This window comes from Pantoea sp. GbtcB22, assembly GCF_019091025.1.
GTDB classification, from domain to species: domain Bacteria; phylum Pseudomonadota; class Gammaproteobacteria; order Enterobacterales; family Enterobacteriaceae; genus Pantoea; species Pantoea leporis.
Genome location: NZ_JAGXKB010000002.1, coordinates 579,924 through 594,852, shown reverse-complemented (window position 1 = coordinate 594,852; position 14,929 = coordinate 579,924). Strand labels below are relative to the sequence as shown.

Genomic DNA, 14,929 nt, shown 5'->3' with positions numbered 1-14,929 from the left:
TAAACAATGCGGTGAGTTTATTTTCAGGCTTCGCTTGTGAATTATCTATTGTCCGCCAGGATTAAGTCAGGCTTATGTGCCGGCGTAATTCCTTATTCACTCTCGCCCACGTTTTTACCTACCTGATATTCTACTCTACTAAAAGGCCATATTATGACGATTAAAACACTGCAAGATCTGTTTGTGCATGATCTTTCTGATATTTACAGCGCAGAAAAACAGATCACCAAAGCGTTACCAAAAATGATTCGCGCAGCCTCTGATCCTAATCTGGTTGCGGCTTTTAAACAGCACCTCGAAGAAACGCGCGGACAAATTGAACGTATTGATCAACTGGTTGAGCTCACGGAAGGCGTGCAGATCAAACGAATGAAATGCCATGCGCTGGAAGGTCTGGCCGAAGAGGCGCAGGAAATTATCGATGAAGTAGAAAAAGGGCCGGTTTGCGATGCTGGACTGATCGGTGCCGCACAGAAAGTTGAGCACTATGAGATCGCCACCTACGGCACCTTGCGCGCCTTAGCCCTGAAGCTGGATTATCAGGATGCCGCCAGGTTACTGGGCGAAACGCTGGAAGAAGAAAAAGCCACTGATGAAAAACTGACGCTGATTGCTGAAGAGCAGGATTAATTCCCCGTAGAAGAGGTTGATGCATCGCCTAAAAATGCCCAACCTCTTCGATCCTGAAAAATCCGCTTGCGAATTCCTGGGTTAAAAATCACTTCATTCTCAGTATGCTAATCCCTATTTTTTCAAACTAACGTTTGAACACTGTTCTGAATACAGAGGGATTTGCATGTCTGCTCATCATCACTCCGCAGAGCCCAAAACGATTTTACGTGCTGGGCGCTTCTTATTGATGCAGAAACTATTACGCCGCGACAAAACGCCCGTTGCACTATTACTGCTGGCTGCGCTGGTCGGTGTGCTAACCGGTTTGGTTGGCGTGGCCTTTGATAAAGCCGTAAATTTTGTGGTGCAGACGCGATTGAGCTGGCTGGCGGATGCCGGTGACAATCTGCTGGCGAAAATAATCGGTGCGTTTTTCCTTTCGGCATTATTAGGCGCTATTGGCTATTTCCTGGTGCGACGTTACGCGCCAGAAGCGGGCGGATCGGGTATTCCTGAAATCGAAGGCGCGCTGGAGGAGCTTCGACCGGTGCGCTGGTGGCGCGTACTACCAGTGAAATTCATTGGTGGCATGGGCGCGTTAGGTTCAGGCATGGTGTTGGGTCGCGAAGGGCCAACCGTGCAACTGGGTGGCAATATCGGCGGCATGTGTGTCGATTTGTTCCGCGTTAAATCTTCTGAATCTCGCCACACGTTGCTGGCAACCGGCGCTGCCGCCGGTTTATCGGCTGCCTTCAATGCGCCGCTGGCGGGCATCCTGTTTATTATTGAAGAGATGCGTCCGCAGTTTCGTTACAGCCTGATTTCCATCAAAGCGGTGTTTGTTGGCGTTATCGTCTCCAGCATTGTTTTCCGCGTGTGTAATGGTAATGAGGCGATCATCAATATTGGTCAGTTGCAGGATGCGCCAACCAATACGCTGTGGCTTTATCTGGTATTAGGCGTGTTATTCGGTGGCTGCGGCGTGGCATTTAATCGCTTCATTTTCCTCGCGCAGGATCAGTTTCAGCGTTTGCACCAAGGTCGCGTGGCACCTTGGGTGATGTGGGGAAGTTTACTGGCTGGCGCGTGCGGCGTGATTGGCCTGGTGCTGCCACAAGCCATCAACGGCGGGATTGCCCTGATCCCCGATTTCTCCAGCGGTAGCTATAGCGCGCTGGCCTTGTTTCTGCTCTTCGCACTGCGCACGCTCATCACTGTCTGCTGTTTCTCTTCCGGCGCGCCAGGCGGTATTTTCGCCCCGATGCTGACGCTAGGCACGCTGCTCGGCACCTGCTTCGGCCAGCTCTGCATGCAGTGGCTGCCGGGTTTACATTTGGAGCCGGCAACCTTTGCCGTGGCCGGAATGGGCGCGCTGTTTGCGGCGTCGGTGCGCGCGCCGCTGACCGGCATTGTGCTGGTGCTGGAGATGACCAACAATTATCAGCTAATTTTGCCGATGATCATTACCTGTCTCGGCGCAACGCTGGCCGCGCAGTTCTTCGGCGGCAAGCCGCTGTACTCAGCACTTCTTGCGCGCACGCTGGCGAAGGCGAAACAAATAGCGTAAGGCCTGGCTTACGTGCGGGCGCTGACACATCTGCTGCGGCGCGAGGACCACCGGACCAAAAGTGACTCCGGCCTGCGCTCTCGCGCTATAAATCACGTGTTCGTTTAATTAGTGCGCACCGGGCAAAAAGGTATTCATCAACCAGCCAGAAAACGCGGTCATCGCGGCGCTTTCGTGCCGCGATTGCAAACGCGTTAACCAATAGCCGCCGAGATCGATTTCAGCGGCGAAAGGGCGCACCAGCTTCTCACTTTGCAGCAGGTGATTGAAAATCCTCACCGGTGCCAGCGCAATCCCCGCACCTAACAACGCCGCTTCAATCATCGTCAGCGACGAGTCAAAAATCATCACCGGATGCGCAGGCGATGGCGCATGTTCGTTCATGCTTTGCAGCCATTGGCTCCACTCATCACGGCGGAACGAGCGCAGCAGGGTAAATTTGTGCACGTCTGCAGGCTGTTGTAGCTGCCGGGCAATGGCCGGATTACACAGCGGTGATAACGGCGCAGGACAAATACACTGCGCCTCGGTGCCGTGCCAGGCGCCGCTACCAAAGCGAATGGTGTAATCGTGGCCTTCGGCAGCCGGATCGACGCGATTGTTGTGGGTGGAGAGTTGCAGCTCAATGTGCGGATAACGGCGGTTAAAATCCTCTAAGCGTGGCAACAGCAAGCCGGTGGCAAAGCTTCCCACCACACCAACTTTCAATTTTTCGCGCATTTGACCGGATGAGAAACGATCCAGCGTATCGGCAATCCGATCGAAAGAGTCGTTGAGCACCGGCAACAGGCTTTCGCCTTCTGTGGTCAGCATCAAACCGCGCGAGACCCGCACAAACAGCTGGCAACCGAGCTGCTGCTCCAGCGATTTTACCTGCTGGCTCACGGCTGCATGGGTTACGTGCAGCTCAATCGCCGCATTAGTAAAACTTAGATGACGTGCAGCTGCTTCAAAGGCTCTAAGCGCGTTCAGGGGAATATAGGGTCGTGTCATGCGCCTACCTGTAAGATTTTCTATTGTCTGGCGCTAAAATTAACAGTTTGTTGCACCCTGTCAAATTGGTCAAACTGCCTGCGGAACAACAACCCGGAAGGTTAACTACAGTGAAATTGATTTCTCAAACATTGATAGCTACAGCGCTGACCTCGGCGTGCTCCATGGCGTTCGCCGCGAAGGCGGATGTGCAGGCAACCGTTGATCGGGCGATCAAACCGCTAATGCAGCAGCAATCGATTCCCGGCATGGCGGTGGCGGTGGTAGTTAAAGGCCAGCCTCACTATTTCACCTGGGGCATGGCGGATGTCAAACAGCAGCGCCCGGTCACCCAAGACACGCTGTTTGAGCTGGGTTCGGTGAGTAAAACCTTCACCGGCGTGCTGAGTAGCGTTGCGGTGAATAAAGGCGAGATCGCGCTGAGCGATGCTGCCAGCAAATATTGGCCGGCACTGAATACGCCGCAGTGGCGCGACATCACGCTGCTGCAGCTGGCAACTTACACCGCTGGCGGCTTGCCGCTGCAGGTGCCCGATGCCGTGACCGACGAAAAGGCGCTGGCGAACTTCTATCAACAGTGGCAACCGCAGTGGGCGCCGGGCAACACGCGTCAATATGCCAACAGCAGCATCGGCTTATTTGGCTGGCTGGCGACGAAACCCAGCGGGCTGACTTTTGAACAGGCAATGCAGCAGCGCGTATTCACGCCATTGCAGCTCAAGCACACCTTTATCACCGTGCCTGACGCCGCGAAAAATGCTTACGCATGGGGCTACCGCGAAGGCAAACCGGTGCGCTTGTCGCCGGGCATGCTGGATGCTGAAGCCTATGGCGTGAAGTCGTCGATTAAAGATATGGCGCGCTGGATGCAGGCCAATATGGATCCGCAGCAGGTTAACGATAAGCCGCTGCAGCAGGCGCTGGATTTCGCGCAAACGCGTTTCTATCGCACCGATGCGCTCTATCAAGGTTTGGGGTGGGAGATGCTGGATTGGCCCGCTCAGGCGGAGATGGCGGTGAAGGGCGCGGATAACAAGGTGGCGCTTGGGCCGCAGCCGGTGCGGGATGCCGAATCACATCCGCGTGTCAGCGCGTCGTGGGTGCATAAGACCGGCGCAACCGGTGGGTTCGGTGCTTATGTCGCCTTCATCCCGGAGAAGCAGGTCGGCATTGTGATATTGGCAAACAAAAATTATCCCAATACCGAGCGGGTTAAAGCCGCGATGCAGATTCTGAAAGCGTTGCAGTAAGCGTATGGGGCGAACGCCTCGCCCCATCAACTACACTTAATGGGTGATCAACAAAGGAGCTTCAGATGAGCAATCACCCTAAAGATAAACGCGACGTGAATGATGAAAAGCATCCCGCCAAGGACAATCCCAGCGAACACGGTGAGATCCCCAGAACGCGCGATGACAGTGAAGACGACAAAAAAGATCCGTTTAACGACGAATAACAAACATCATTAGCAACGGCAGCGCGGCAAACAGCGTTAATGCGGTTGGCGCGCCTGCCAGCATAAAGAGTTGTCCAAACAGCAGCGATCCCATCACCTGACCCGCAGCCAACATAAAGAACAAGATGCCTACGCCAACGGCGGGGGCATTGTTGGTTGCTTCTGCGCCCCACACCAGCAACACGCCCGAGAGCGTAACATACGCCGCGCCACCCAGCGCCACGGCGGGAAACAGCCAGGCTGAATAGTGATGGCTGAACGCCAGTAGCAATAAGGGCACGGCAAGGCAGCATTGCGACAGCCAATAAACCCGCTTCATCCCCATCCATTTCGCCATCGGGCCGGTGAGCGCGCCGATAATGCCTGCTGCGCCAGCGATGAGCCACAACAGGCTAACCATGCGGTCGCTGACGTGAATGTGATGCAGCAGATCCGGGCCGAAGCTCCACCAAGCCGCGCTGGCGACGCCGCTGAACAGTGCAATGAAGATAAGGCGCTGCAGCGAACGCTGCCGCAGGTGGTTTAACCAGGATTCACGTTGAGCGTTTTCACTGTGATTGGGTAGCTGGCGCCAAATCGGCACCAGGCAGATCATCGCCAGCGCGGCAAAAACCGCACAGGCGATGCGCCAACCGCCGGGCAGCCAGTACAAAATTGGCACTGACAACATAATGCCCATGCTGGTTCCGGCATTGATAACCGTGTTCATCTGCGGCTGTTGCTCAGCCTCAATACGCTGGCTGACGGCGCTCGCTAACGCAGGCGAGGCGAGACCGGCGCTCATACCGGCGATAAACAATCCCACGCCGAGCATCCACGGCGATACCGCGCTCGCGATGATCAACAAACCCAACGCGGCACACAGCGCGGCAACCGCAGCAGGAAATCGCGGCCCGGCGCGGGCGGTCATCATCGGCGCGATCAACACCGCCACACAGTAAGCGGCAAAGCTACAGGCCGAAAGCACGCCAGAAACGCGCCGGGTAAAGGGGATGTCGTGCATCACCTCGGGCATCATCAAGCCCCAGGCGAAACGCGCCATACCGTAGGTCACCGCGATAAGTGCAAATCCGGTGATGCCGAGCGCCGTACCCTTCATGTCTGTTCACTGAACGCGATAAGCTGCAGCGCGGCGTTTTTACCGGCTTCGCACGCCTGCGCCGCGCCGATGATCAGCGCGGAAGTCAGCACACCTTCAAACAGCAGCCAAACCGCATCCGCTAGCGCGACATGCTGCTTGCCGAGCGCCTGCTGAATGGCGCGTGCAATGTAATTGCGCATCTTGTGGCGGTAAGCCAGCGCCTGTTCGGCTAACGCGGCATCTTCTCCGGCGTATTCGCCCCATGCCTTGAGAAACAAGCAGCCATTGTTGCCGTATTGCTGCATCCAGTCGGCCATCGCATCGAACATATGGCTGACCGCTTGCGGATGGTCCGGCGATTGCAACGCGGCGAAGAAACGATCTTGTCGCGCCTCCAGCACCGCGGCCGTTAGCGCTTCACGCGAGGGGAAATAGCGATACAAGGTGCGCGTCGAGACATTCGCCTCGCTGCAAATGCGATCGGTGCTGATGGCGTGAAAGCCGTTGAGATAGAACAGCCGCTCAGCGGCATTGATGATATCGAGTTTCTTTTTCATCCTCTAAAAGTAAACCGATCGTTTTACTTTTGCAAATCTAAGGATGTTGGAGATTTACTTAGAGAACAGTTAATGCTGACTCCAGCCGATCCAGCGCAAACAAAATGCCGTAACGGCGCGCGTGTTGCGCTTCCGGCAGCGGCAGCCAAATATCGGCTTGATTGGCGAGATCTAATGTCTTCGCACAAAGCGCAATCACCGGCGTTTTTTGAATGTGCGCATGGTGTACTGCGCTAAGCACGTGGCTGTTAACGGTATCAGGCGCGAGAATCAGCAACAGATCGTCCGGTTGCAAACGGCTCAGCGTCATGCTCAGCAGGTTGTCATCCTGAATCCACGCGCTGGCCAGTCCGGCGTTTTGCAGGCGCTGATGGACGTCCGCCACCAGCGTAGTATGCAGCCCCGATGCGCCAATCAGCAGTACGCTTCGGGCTTTACGCAGCATCTCTGCGGCACGCTGCCAGGTCGCCGCTTCCGCTTGACCATATTGCTGGGTTAACGCTTGAGTAATGGCCTCAATCGGCGCAATCGCGTGAGTGGTTTGTCTCTGTGGCGCGCGCGCCAGCCGCATACGCAAATCGCGGATATCTTCGCAACCCAGCGAACGCGCAAAGCGGGTGATGGTGGCGGCGCTGACTTCTGCGCGGCCGGCAAGTTGCTCGATGGTGGCGGAAGCGGCAAAAGCAGTGTCGCTGAGAATCGCTTCGGCAACGCGTTTCTCCTGCTGACTCAGCGACGATTGCCGCTGGCGGATGACATCGATAAATTCAACATCCTGCTGCTGACCGGCTTTCCGCACCTGATGCAGAAAATCATCAAGATCCTGACAGCCCGCCGAGGTGGCAAAGCGTCTTAGCACATCCGGACTCACACCAGCCTGTGTAGCCAGACTCTCCATGGTGACGTGTACATTGGCGTGCAGGTTCGCCAGAATAAAACGCGCCAGCCTCGATTCCTGCGCATCCGCGCGCTCCGACTGCTGCCGTAATTGCCAGACAATATCCATCAGCTCATCACATCCTCAGTTGCGAAGGTCCATCATGCATGAAATTATTTTTCATGTTGAGTTTTTTTTCATCTCATCGCGGGGTGTTAGCGCCGTTTGTTGGGCTTTTTACTGTTAAATTACGGTTAAGATCACACTCATGAAAAATATTTTCATTACGATTTTAATCGTATCCATCTGACTTGTATCAATAAATTATCCATCCATCAGAAAATCCTCTGCCCACAGCCACTTTACAGCGTCTCTGAGACAGGTCTTAAATGGCCGGAACAAATCACAGGAGAAGAAATTATGCGCATCGTACTTTGCTGTGCTGCAGGCATGTCAACCAGCATGCTGGTGAGCAAAATGCAGCACGCCGCTGCAGGTCGCGGTCTGGAAATTGACATTAAAGCCGTGCCGGTGGCGGAATTCGAACGCATTCTGCCGGATGCCGATGTGGTTCTGCTTGGCCCGCAGGTGCAGTTCGAAGCAGCCCGTCTTAGCGCCATTGCCGCGCCGCAAGGCAAATCTGTCGCCGTCATCGACATGATGGATTACGGCATGATGCGTGGCGAACAGGTGCTCGATAAAGCGCTGGCCTTACACGCTTCTTAAACGTCCTTTTTAACCCATCCAACTGACATTACACGGCGTTGTGCTGTGGGGGATTCTGCATGTCTGAAATCGTGGCTATCGAGTTTGAAGAGGAAATTATGCTGTTGCTGGTGCAGGCCGGCGCAGCCCGCAGCGCGGCCATCAGCGCGCTACGACTGGCACGAGAAGGGCGCTTCAGCGAGGCGCAGCAACAGCTGGCGGCGGCAGGCGAAAGCATCAGCGCTGCGCACCAGCAGCAGACCGCGCTGATTGGTCTGGATGAAGGCAGCGGTAAGTTGCCGGTCACGCTGATTCTGGTGCACGCCCAGGATCATCTTATGAACGCCATGCTGATTCAGGATTTGGCTGGCGAAATCATTGAACTCTACCGCCGCACAGCGGCAGGAGGCATAGATGCTTAAGATCGCAATTATTGGTGGTGGCAGCAGCTATTCACCGGAGCTGGTGGAAGGGATCATCAATCGCTATGCGCAGCTGCCGGTGACGGAACTGGCGCTGGTGGATATTGAGCAAGGGCGCGAAAAGGTTAATGTCATCGCCGATCTTACTCGTCGCATGCTGCAGCAAAACGGGCTGGAGCAGGTAAAAGTGAGCGTCCATTTTGAGCTGGATGACGCGATTCGCGGTGCTCGTTTTGTTCTGACGCAGCTGCGTGTGGGATTGTTGGCCGCGCGCGCGGCGGATGAGCGCCTCGGGCTGAAATATGGTCGGCTCGGCCAGGAAACCACGGGCGTTGGCGGCTTTGCCAAAGCGTTGCGCACCATTCCGGTGATGCTCAAGGTAGCGCGCAAAGTCGAGGAGCTGGCGCCGGATGCCTTCATCATCAACTTCACTAATCCGGCGGGGATTGTGACGGAGGCGGTGTCCCGCTATAGCAAGGCGAAAATCATCGGGCTGTGCAATGTGCCGGTGAATATGCATCACATGATTGCCGGCATGCTCGACGCGCCCTGGGATGACGTGCAGCTGCGCTTCGCCGGGCTCAATCATCTGGTGTGGGTGCATCAGGTGACGTGCCGGGGCGAGGATGTGACCGCGCAGGTGATCGAGCAACTGTGCGATGGCCAATCGCTCACCATGAACAACATCAAAGATATGCCGTGGTCGCCGCAGTTCTTGCGCGCGCTCAAAGCGATTCCGTGCCCGTATCACCGTTATTACTGGCAAACGCCGCAGATGCTGGCCGAAGAGCAGGAGAAAGCGCAAAACGGTCATGAAGGCACGCGCGCGGAGCAGGTGATGAAAGTGGAAGCGGAACTGTTCGCGCTGTATGCCGACCCGCATCTGGCGCACAAACCCGAGCAGCTGAGTTTCCGCGGCGGGGCGTATTACTCCGAAGTGGCGGTCGAGCTGATCAGCGCGATTCACAATAACAGCGGCAAAAATCTGGTGGTGAACTGTCGCAACAATGGCGCGATTCATGGCCTGCCGGATGACGCGGTTGTGGAGGTGAACTGTCTGGTTGATGCGCAAGGCGCGCATCCGCTGGCGTTTGGTGAGTTGCCGCCGCTGATGAATGGCCTGACGCAGCAGATCAAAGCGTTTGAACGCCTGACTATCGAAGCCGCAGTGCATGGCGATCGTGAGCACGCGCTGCTGGCGCTGCTCGGCAATCCGTTAGTCGGTGATGTCGCGACCGCCGAAGCTTTGCTTGACGAAGTGCTGACCCTAAACAAGCCGTGGCTGCCGCAGTTCGCCAAGCCATAATCCGTTGCGCCACTGAGCCAGAGGAACACCTATGTCTAACCGTACTTTTATAGACCGTTATGTCTTGCCCGTCGCACTGAAAATCGCCGGTCAGAAGCATGTGCTCTCCGTGCGCGACGGCATCATTCTCAACATGCCGTTTATGCTGATTGGCAGCTTCTTCCTGATCTTTGCCTATCTGCCGATTCCGGCGTGGGGCCATTTAATGGCGGATCTGTTTGGCGAGACGTGGCGCAACAAACTGCTTTATCCGGTGCGCGCGACCTACGACATCATGGCGCTGATCTCCAGCTTCGGCATCGCTTACCGCCTGGCGGAGAAGTATCGCACGCTCGATCCGCTCACCAGCGGCGCGATGGCGTTAGTGGCATTTGTGATGACCATTCCGCAGCAGACGCTGTTTGCCCCGGTGGAAGGCGCGCCGACGCAGTTGGTCACCGGCGTGTTGCCGATTTCACTGATTGGCAGCCAGGGTTTGTTCGTGGCTATCGTGGTTGCGCTGCTCTCGACCGAGATTTACCGCTTTGTGCACAACCGTAATCTGGTGATCAAGATGCCGGAGGGCGTGCCGCCTGCGGTGGCAAAATCCTTCCTCGCGCTGGTGCCCGGTTTTTGCGTGCTGGCGGTGGTGTTGGTGATTCGTCTGGCGGTGGAAGCATCGCCGTTCGGCGATATCAATAACCTGATTGCTACTGTAATTGGTTTGCCGATGCATCACGTGGGCGGCACCTTGCCTGGCATGATTTTCTCGGTGCTGCTGATTGGGATTCTCTGGACGCTTGGACTGCACGGCGATGCGATTGTGCTGGTGTTTATTCAACCGGTTTGGCTGTCGAATATGAGTGAAAACCTCGAGGCGTTTCAGCATAACCAACCGATCCCGCACATCTTTACCCAGCAGTTTTATGATTTGTGGATTGCACCCGGCGGCACCGGCGCGCTACTGGGATTGGTGATTTTCATGCTGATTCGTTCACGCAGTCGCCAGATGAAACAGCTCGGTAAAATTGCCGCGCCGGCGGCGCTGTTTAACATCAGTGAGCCATTAGTGTTCGGCATTCCGCTGGTGATGAACCCGTATCTGTTCCTGCCCTTTATCCTGACGCCGGTGGTGCTGGTGATTGTGTCGTGGGCGGCGATGAGCACCGGTTTGGTGGCGCCGCCAGCGGGGATTGCGCTGCCGTTTACCACACCGATTTTCGTCAGCGGCTATCTGGCCACCGGCGGGCATATTTCCGGCACCGTTTTGCAGGTGGTGAATCTGACAATTTCACTGGTGATTTACTATCCGTTCTTCCGGGTCTGGGATCGTCTGAAGTTCCGCGAGGAAGAGGCCAGCCTGCAGCAAGCAAAAGTGGTGAGCGGCGAAGCGGTAACGCCTTGAACACCGGGGCAGAAGCGCATCAATGTGCGCTTCTGTGATCTGTAAACCGATAAACCACAATGCGCATTAATCACCTAACAGGACTAATTTACAATTCTCTTTGGACTCTAACTATCACTCAACTGACTGTTATCGCTGATTTTATTTCAATTGCTTAAAATAACAGCGGTTTTATTAAAAGAAACTTCTGTACTCTTATTACGTGTTTGTATATTTTTGTGATCAAGTGGTGACATAACTTCTTTCACCCCGAAACCCACGCTACTCAATGTAAACGTCAGCAGGCTCTCTTGATAGACATTTTCTCTAAAATTAACAATATTCCCCTTTTATTAAATTTAACCAGCTTAACGAGATCATTTGCGATCTCATTTTTCAGACTATTCCATTAATTTTTTATTACTCCATAAAGTGCTGGCACTAACGTCGCCAGGGGAAACGCATGCAAAAAATGAATATCAGTACCGATTTTATCGCTTATTTCAATTGTGGTTCTGTAAAGCTGAAATCTGAGGCCGAAATATTGGGCTCAATTATCACCGCTATCATAAAAGACAAAAAAACTGTTACCAATAAGAGTATTATTGCCTATCTGCTGGCAGAGCTTGAGAGCACCAATGATGTGATTTTCCAGGATTGCCTGCGGAATACGCTGCAAATCGTGGTAGGAAAGACGCCGGATGATGACGGCTTTTTCAGTTAAGATAATCTCCCATAATTAAGAACGTGGGTTTTAAACCGATTCAATTTTAAAAGTTCAGGATTTATCTGACAGTATCAGGCCATGAAAATGGCGTTATAATTACTGGCCCGACCAGAATAATCTGGCACACAGATAAATCCAACAATAAGTGATATTTTATGAATTACAGCAATTTTTCAGCAAAAGTGAGTTTCTGGCCCAATATGCATTTCACCGCAATTGAAATTGTACAGTGCGGCGATCTCTACGAAATATATGCGACGGACATTTCCCGTCTCGCTAAAAGTAAGCTTTTTGTCGGGCGCACCCATGATAAAAATTTGGCAGATTCCTACGCGAAACAGTTCGAAGAGTGGTTACCTAAAGTTAACCGTGAAATGAAACTGCGTGACATTACGCAGTTAACAGGAAATATGCCGTCGCAGGCTTTTTGTGGAAAACGCGATCTTGAAATTTTGCCGAGCCAGGCAGAATTTTTGCGTAACCCTCATCAATGGTAGTCCTCAGTAATTAGTCTTAAAATGCGAGCTTGCGATTAAGATTATTACTCTTCTAAAGGCGGTGCTGCCCATCACCGCCATCAGAAATAAACTTTTACTCATTCAACGGTTAAATCGTATACGTTTAGCCTGCTCATCGCTTTCGCATTATACAAATCTGAACCAGGCTCAACATGTCATGGTTAATTATGTATACAAGCGAGGAACGAATGGATTTTGTACAACGCACGATTGATTTAGCAATGAAAAACGTTGAAGAGGGCGGTCGCCCATTTGCAACAGTCATTGTTCGCGACGGCAAGGTAATCGCTGAGAGCGCAAACCAGGTCGCACAGACGAATGATCCCACGGCTCATGCAGAAATACTGGCCATCCGCGAAGCCTGCCGTGAATCAGGCAGCGAAAACCTCACAGACTGCGACATTTACATTCTTGCCAGCCCTTGTCCAATGTGTCTGGGTGCACTCTATTATTGCAGTCCAAAGCAGGTGATATACATCACCAAACGCGAAGAATACTCGACGTATTACCGTGACGATCGTAAATACTTTGAACTGGACACCTTTTACGCTGAATACAGCAAGCCAATTGAACAACGTCGCTTGCCGATGCAATATCAGCCTCGACCGCAGGCGCTCGACGTCTATAAACGCTGGCAGGTTTTAAATAAATAAAAGCGTGTCAGTTGCTCGCGGCTAAATCCCTCCCAAGATGATCAACACCCTTGCCACGTACCCAACTGGTGCAAATCCCCTCGATTTGCACCAGCAAAACTCATAATGTCCACTTATAACCCCGCACAAAATTCATTTAATTCAGCGCATTAATAATCTGGCACGCGCGTTGCTATTCGATTGGTAGAGATGTTGGACCAATTAGGGCATTGCCATGCAGATACCGGCTGAGCTTCATCCTATTTCCACGCCGCGCAGCGATACGCTGATTCTCAATGCGCTAACGCGCTATATGGCGCAGTCGGGTGCGCAGCCCGGCAGCCGCTTGCCGCCGGAACGCGTGCTGGCGGAGAAGCTTGGCGTCAGCCGCAATACGGTGCGTGAAGCACTCAAACGCTGGGAAGCGCTAGGCATTATTCTGCGTAAAAAGGGCAGCGGGACTTTTTTGCAGGCGGAAGTGGGCGTCAACGACAGCTTCTTATCACTGCGCTTTAAAAACGACTCGGCCAACATGCTGCACGCGCTGGAAGTGCGTCGCATTATCGAGTCGGAATCCTGCGCGTTGGCGGCTCAACGTGCCTCGGCTGCCGATCTGATCGAAATCGAACAACGTCTTAATGAGATGGAAAAAGTGCATCTGGCGATCGGCTCTGCCGGTGCGGAAGACTGGGCATTTCACGCCAGTATCTATCGGGCTGCCGGAAATCCATTGCTGCTACAAATGCTCAACGGCATTTACGACTCATTTCATGCATTTTTTGAATCACCGCCGGAACAGGCGCTGTTTTCAGACTCTTTCCCGCTGCATCGTGAACTCTTTAACGCTATCCGCCAGCGCGATTGCACGGCAGCGCGCGCCATCTGCCATCAAATTCTCGATATCACCGAACGCGACATGAAGGATGTAATGAATGCCAAACGATAAGTTGATTTCGCAACAAACGCTGCTCACTCACGATCAACGCCATGAAATGGGCGCGGTCACTACGCCGATTTACCAGTCTTCGCTGTTCACCTTCAGTGATTACGACAGCATGATCGCGCGCTTTCGCGGCGAGAGCGATCAGCCGCTCTATTCGCGCGTCGATAACCCGACGGTAAAAGCGCTGCAGGACAAGATGGCGGCGCTGGAGGGCGGCGAAGCCTGTCTGGCTTTTGGCAGCGGCATGGCGGCGATCAGCAATGCGATTCTCAGCGTGGTGGCGCCGGGTAAAAAAGTGGTATGCGTTAATCACGTTTATCCCGATACCTATCGCTTTCTGCGCGGCTTCTGCCAGCGCTTTGGCATCGTTACCGAGTTTGTCGATGGTGATGACGAAGCTGCAATTGGTGCGGCCTTATCGGATGCCAGCCTGCTGTATCTGGAAAGTCCCTCAAGCTGGGTGATGAGTGAACAGAATCTGAATAAGCTCGGCGCGATGGCGCGCGAAGCGGGCGTGGTCAGCATGATCGATAACAGCTGGGCTTCACCGATTTTCCAGCAGCCGCTGCTGTGCGGCATCGATATCGTGGTGCACTCGGCGTCGAAATATATCAGTGGCCACAGCGATGTGGTGGCTGGTCTGGTGATCGCCAGCCAGCAGCACATCAACAACATTACGCGTCACATCAGTCCTTACCTTGGCGGCAAACTTTCGGCGCATGAAGCGTCACTGCTGATGCGCGGCCTGCGCACGCTGCCGCTGCGCATGAAACACCATCACCAAAGCGCGCTGACTATTGCTGAGAAACTGGCGGAGCATCCGCTGGTAACGGACGTCTGCCATCCGGGGCTGAAATCGCAGTCGTGGTCCACCTTGCGCGGCTACAGCGGTCTGTTTGCCTTTGAAGTGGCGGAGCAGGTGGATATTCCACAGCTGTGCAACGCGCTGGAGCTGTTCCACATGGGCGTGAGCTGGGGCGGATTTGAGAGTCTGGTGATGCCGGCGATTTCGGTGATCAACCAGGCCAGTGAATTTAACTCGGCGGTGGATTTCGGCGTCTCGCCACGCCTGATCCGCATCTCGGTCGGCCTTGAAGAGACCAACGATTTGTGGGCCGATTTGCAGCAAGCCCTTGCCAGCGCGAATCGCGCGTAATCACTCACTGGAGA

At 54.1% G+C, this 14,929-nt stretch carries 17 protein-coding genes; 13 read left to right on the top strand and 4 right to left on the bottom strand.

Features of this window, described 5'->3' with window-relative positions:
* Nucleotides 1-153: 153 nt before the first annotated feature.
* Entirely contained in the window at nt 154-630 is a 477-nt protein-coding gene (locus KVT28_RS10590; RefSeq protein WP_137387363.1) for a ferritin-like domain-containing protein, read from the top strand.
* Nucleotides 631-796: 166 nt separating this feature from the next.
* Nucleotides 797-2,179, top strand: coding sequence for a H(+)/Cl(-) exchange transporter ClcA (clcA, locus tag KVT28_RS10585; protein ID WP_217548262.1), 1,383 nt, complete (start codon nt 797-799; stop codon nt 2,177-2,179).
* 108 nt (nt 2,180-2,287) lie between these two features.
* Here the strand turns inward: clcA and ampR are convergent, their stop codons facing one another.
* Nucleotides 2,288-3,172, bottom strand: coding sequence for a LysR family transcriptional regulator AmpR (gene ampR / locus KVT28_RS10580; protein ID WP_101761523.1), 885 nt, complete (start codon nt 3,170-3,172; stop codon nt 2,288-2,290).
* 116 nt (nt 3,173-3,288) lie between these two features.
* On the opposite strand from ampR, the gene blaPSZ reads away from it, so the two are divergent.
* Nucleotides 3,289-4,422 carry a PSZ family class C beta-lactamase gene (blaPSZ, locus tag KVT28_RS10575; RefSeq protein WP_217548549.1) on the top strand — a complete coding sequence of 378 codons (1,134 nt, stop codon included), beginning with the start codon at nt 3,289-3,291 and terminating at the stop codon, nt 4,420-4,422.
* 65 nt (nt 4,423-4,487) lie between these two features.
* Nucleotides 4,488-4,628: a hypothetical protein gene (locus KVT28_RS10570; protein ID WP_167391175.1), complete on the top strand. Its 141-nt coding sequence runs from the start codon at nt 4,488-4,490 to the stop codon at nt 4,626-4,628.
* On the opposite strand, the gene KVT28_RS10565 is transcribed toward KVT28_RS10570, so the two are convergent.
* The 3 genes from KVT28_RS10565 to KVT28_RS10555 are packed head-to-tail and all read right to left on the bottom strand — an operon-like array spanning nt 4,615 to nt 7,272.
* Nucleotides 4,615-5,727, bottom strand: a complete 1,113-nt coding sequence (locus tag KVT28_RS10565; RefSeq protein WP_217548260.1) for an MFS transporter — start codon at nt 5,725-5,727, stop codon at nt 4,615-4,617. The two genes, KVT28_RS10570 and KVT28_RS10565, sit on opposite strands and share 14 nt — an antisense overlap.
* Complete coding sequence (locus KVT28_RS10560) at nt 5,724-6,266, bottom strand: TetR/AcrR family transcriptional regulator (RefSeq protein ID WP_210080351.1); 543 nt, start codon at nt 6,264-6,266, stop codon at nt 5,724-5,726. Before KVT28_RS10560 ends, KVT28_RS10565 begins: the two co-directional genes overlap by 4 nt.
* A gap of 58 nt (nt 6,267-6,324) precedes the next feature.
* On the bottom strand, nt 6,325-7,272 hold the full coding sequence (locus tag KVT28_RS10555; RefSeq protein ID WP_217548258.1) for a MurR/RpiR family transcriptional regulator: 948 nt from the start codon (nt 7,270-7,272) through the stop codon (nt 6,325-6,327).
* Between the two features lie 288 nt (nt 7,273-7,560).
* On the opposite strand from KVT28_RS10555, the gene KVT28_RS10550 reads away from it, so the two are divergent.
* From KVT28_RS10550 to KVT28_RS10510, 9 genes are all read left to right on the top strand, one after another.
* Nucleotides 7,561-7,869 carry a PTS sugar transporter subunit IIB gene (locus tag KVT28_RS10550; protein WP_101761519.1) on the top strand — a complete coding sequence of 103 codons (309 nt, stop codon included), beginning with the start codon at nt 7,561-7,563 and terminating at the stop codon, nt 7,867-7,869.
* A 59-nt stretch (nt 7,870-7,928) separates the two neighbouring features.
* Nucleotides 7,929-8,270, top strand: coding sequence for a PTS lactose/cellobiose transporter subunit IIA (locus KVT28_RS10545; RefSeq protein ID WP_110866883.1), 342 nt, complete (start codon nt 7,929-7,931; stop codon nt 8,268-8,270).
* Nucleotides 8,263-9,576 carry a 6-phospho-beta-glucosidase gene (locus KVT28_RS10540; RefSeq protein WP_217548256.1) on the top strand — a complete coding sequence of 438 codons (1,314 nt, stop codon included), beginning with the start codon at nt 8,263-8,265 and terminating at the stop codon, nt 9,574-9,576. The genes KVT28_RS10545 and KVT28_RS10540 overlap by 8 nt, the downstream gene beginning before the upstream one ends.
* 31 nt (nt 9,577-9,607) lie before the next feature.
* Nucleotides 9,608-10,960: a PTS cellobiose transporter subunit IIC gene (gene celB / locus KVT28_RS10535; protein ID WP_137387379.1), complete on the top strand. Its 1,353-nt coding sequence runs from the start codon at nt 9,608-9,610 to the stop codon at nt 10,958-10,960.
* A gap of 442 nt (nt 10,961-11,402) precedes the next feature.
* Nucleotides 11,403-11,663 (top strand): biofilm/acid-resistance regulator YmgB/AriR, encoded by a 261-nt coding sequence (locus tag KVT28_RS10530; protein WP_101761515.1) that lies wholly within the window; start codon nt 11,403-11,405, stop codon nt 11,661-11,663.
* Between the two features lie 158 nt (nt 11,664-11,821).
* Complete coding sequence (locus KVT28_RS10525) at nt 11,822-12,163, top strand: hypothetical protein (protein ID WP_137387380.1); 342 nt, start codon at nt 11,822-11,824, stop codon at nt 12,161-12,163.
* A gap of 209 nt (nt 12,164-12,372) precedes the next feature.
* Complete coding sequence (locus KVT28_RS10520) at nt 12,373-12,837, top strand: nucleoside deaminase (RefSeq protein ID WP_217548254.1); 465 nt, start codon at nt 12,373-12,375, stop codon at nt 12,835-12,837.
* 214 nt (nt 12,838-13,051) lie between these two features.
* Nucleotides 13,052-13,762: a FadR/GntR family transcriptional regulator gene (locus KVT28_RS10515; protein WP_217548251.1), complete on the top strand. Its 711-nt coding sequence runs from the start codon at nt 13,052-13,054 to the stop codon at nt 13,760-13,762.
* Nucleotides 13,749-14,915 (top strand): PLP-dependent transferase, encoded by a 1,167-nt coding sequence (locus KVT28_RS10510; RefSeq protein ID WP_217548249.1) that lies wholly within the window; start codon nt 13,749-13,751, stop codon nt 14,913-14,915. Before KVT28_RS10515 ends, KVT28_RS10510 begins: the two co-directional genes overlap by 14 nt.
* Nucleotides 14,916-14,929: the final 14 nt, after the last annotated feature.

Excerpts from the sequence above, each read along its gene's own strand:
- KVT28_RS10545 (WP_110866883.1), top strand. The coding sequence starts at position 7,929 with ATGTCTGAAATCGTGGCTATCGAGTTTGAAGAGGAAATTATGCTGTTG.
- KVT28_RS10565 (WP_217548260.1), bottom strand. The coding sequence starts at position 5,727 with ATGAAGGGTACGGCGCTCGGCATCACCGGATTTGCACTTATCGCGGTG.
- clcA (WP_217548262.1), top strand. The coding sequence starts at position 797 with ATGTCTGCTCATCATCACTCCGCAGAGCCCAAAACGATTTTACGTGCT.
- KVT28_RS10590 (WP_137387363.1), top strand. The coding sequence starts at position 154 with ATGACGATTAAAACACTGCAAGATCTGTTTGTGCATGATCTTTCTGAT.
- KVT28_RS10560 (WP_210080351.1), bottom strand. The coding sequence starts at position 6,266 with ATGAAAAAGAAACTCGATATCATCAATGCCGCTGAGCGGCTGTTCTAT.
- KVT28_RS10510 (WP_217548249.1), top strand. The coding sequence starts at position 13,749 with ATGCCAAACGATAAGTTGATTTCGCAACAAACGCTGCTCACTCACGAT.
- ampR (WP_101761523.1), bottom strand. The coding sequence starts at position 3,172 with ATGACACGACCCTATATTCCCCTGAACGCGCTTAGAGCCTTTGAAGCA.
- KVT28_RS10525 (WP_137387380.1), top strand. The coding sequence starts at position 11,822 with ATGAATTACAGCAATTTTTCAGCAAAAGTGAGTTTCTGGCCCAATATG.
- KVT28_RS10520 (WP_217548254.1), top strand. The coding sequence starts at position 12,373 with ATGGATTTTGTACAACGCACGATTGATTTAGCAATGAAAAACGTTGAA.
- KVT28_RS10540 (WP_217548256.1), top strand. The coding sequence starts at position 8,263 with ATGCTTAAGATCGCAATTATTGGTGGTGGCAGCAGCTATTCACCGGAG.
- KVT28_RS10570 (WP_167391175.1), top strand. The coding sequence starts at position 4,488 with ATGAGCAATCACCCTAAAGATAAACGCGACGTGAATGATGAAAAGCAT.
- KVT28_RS10515 (WP_217548251.1), top strand. The coding sequence starts at position 13,052 with ATGCAGATACCGGCTGAGCTTCATCCTATTTCCACGCCGCGCAGCGAT.
- KVT28_RS10555 (WP_217548258.1), bottom strand. The coding sequence starts at position 7,272 with ATGGATATTGTCTGGCAATTACGGCAGCAGTCGGAGCGCGCGGATGCG.
- celB (WP_137387379.1), top strand. The coding sequence starts at position 9,608 with ATGTCTAACCGTACTTTTATAGACCGTTATGTCTTGCCCGTCGCACTG.
- KVT28_RS10530 (WP_101761515.1), top strand. The coding sequence starts at position 11,403 with ATGCAAAAAATGAATATCAGTACCGATTTTATCGCTTATTTCAATTGT.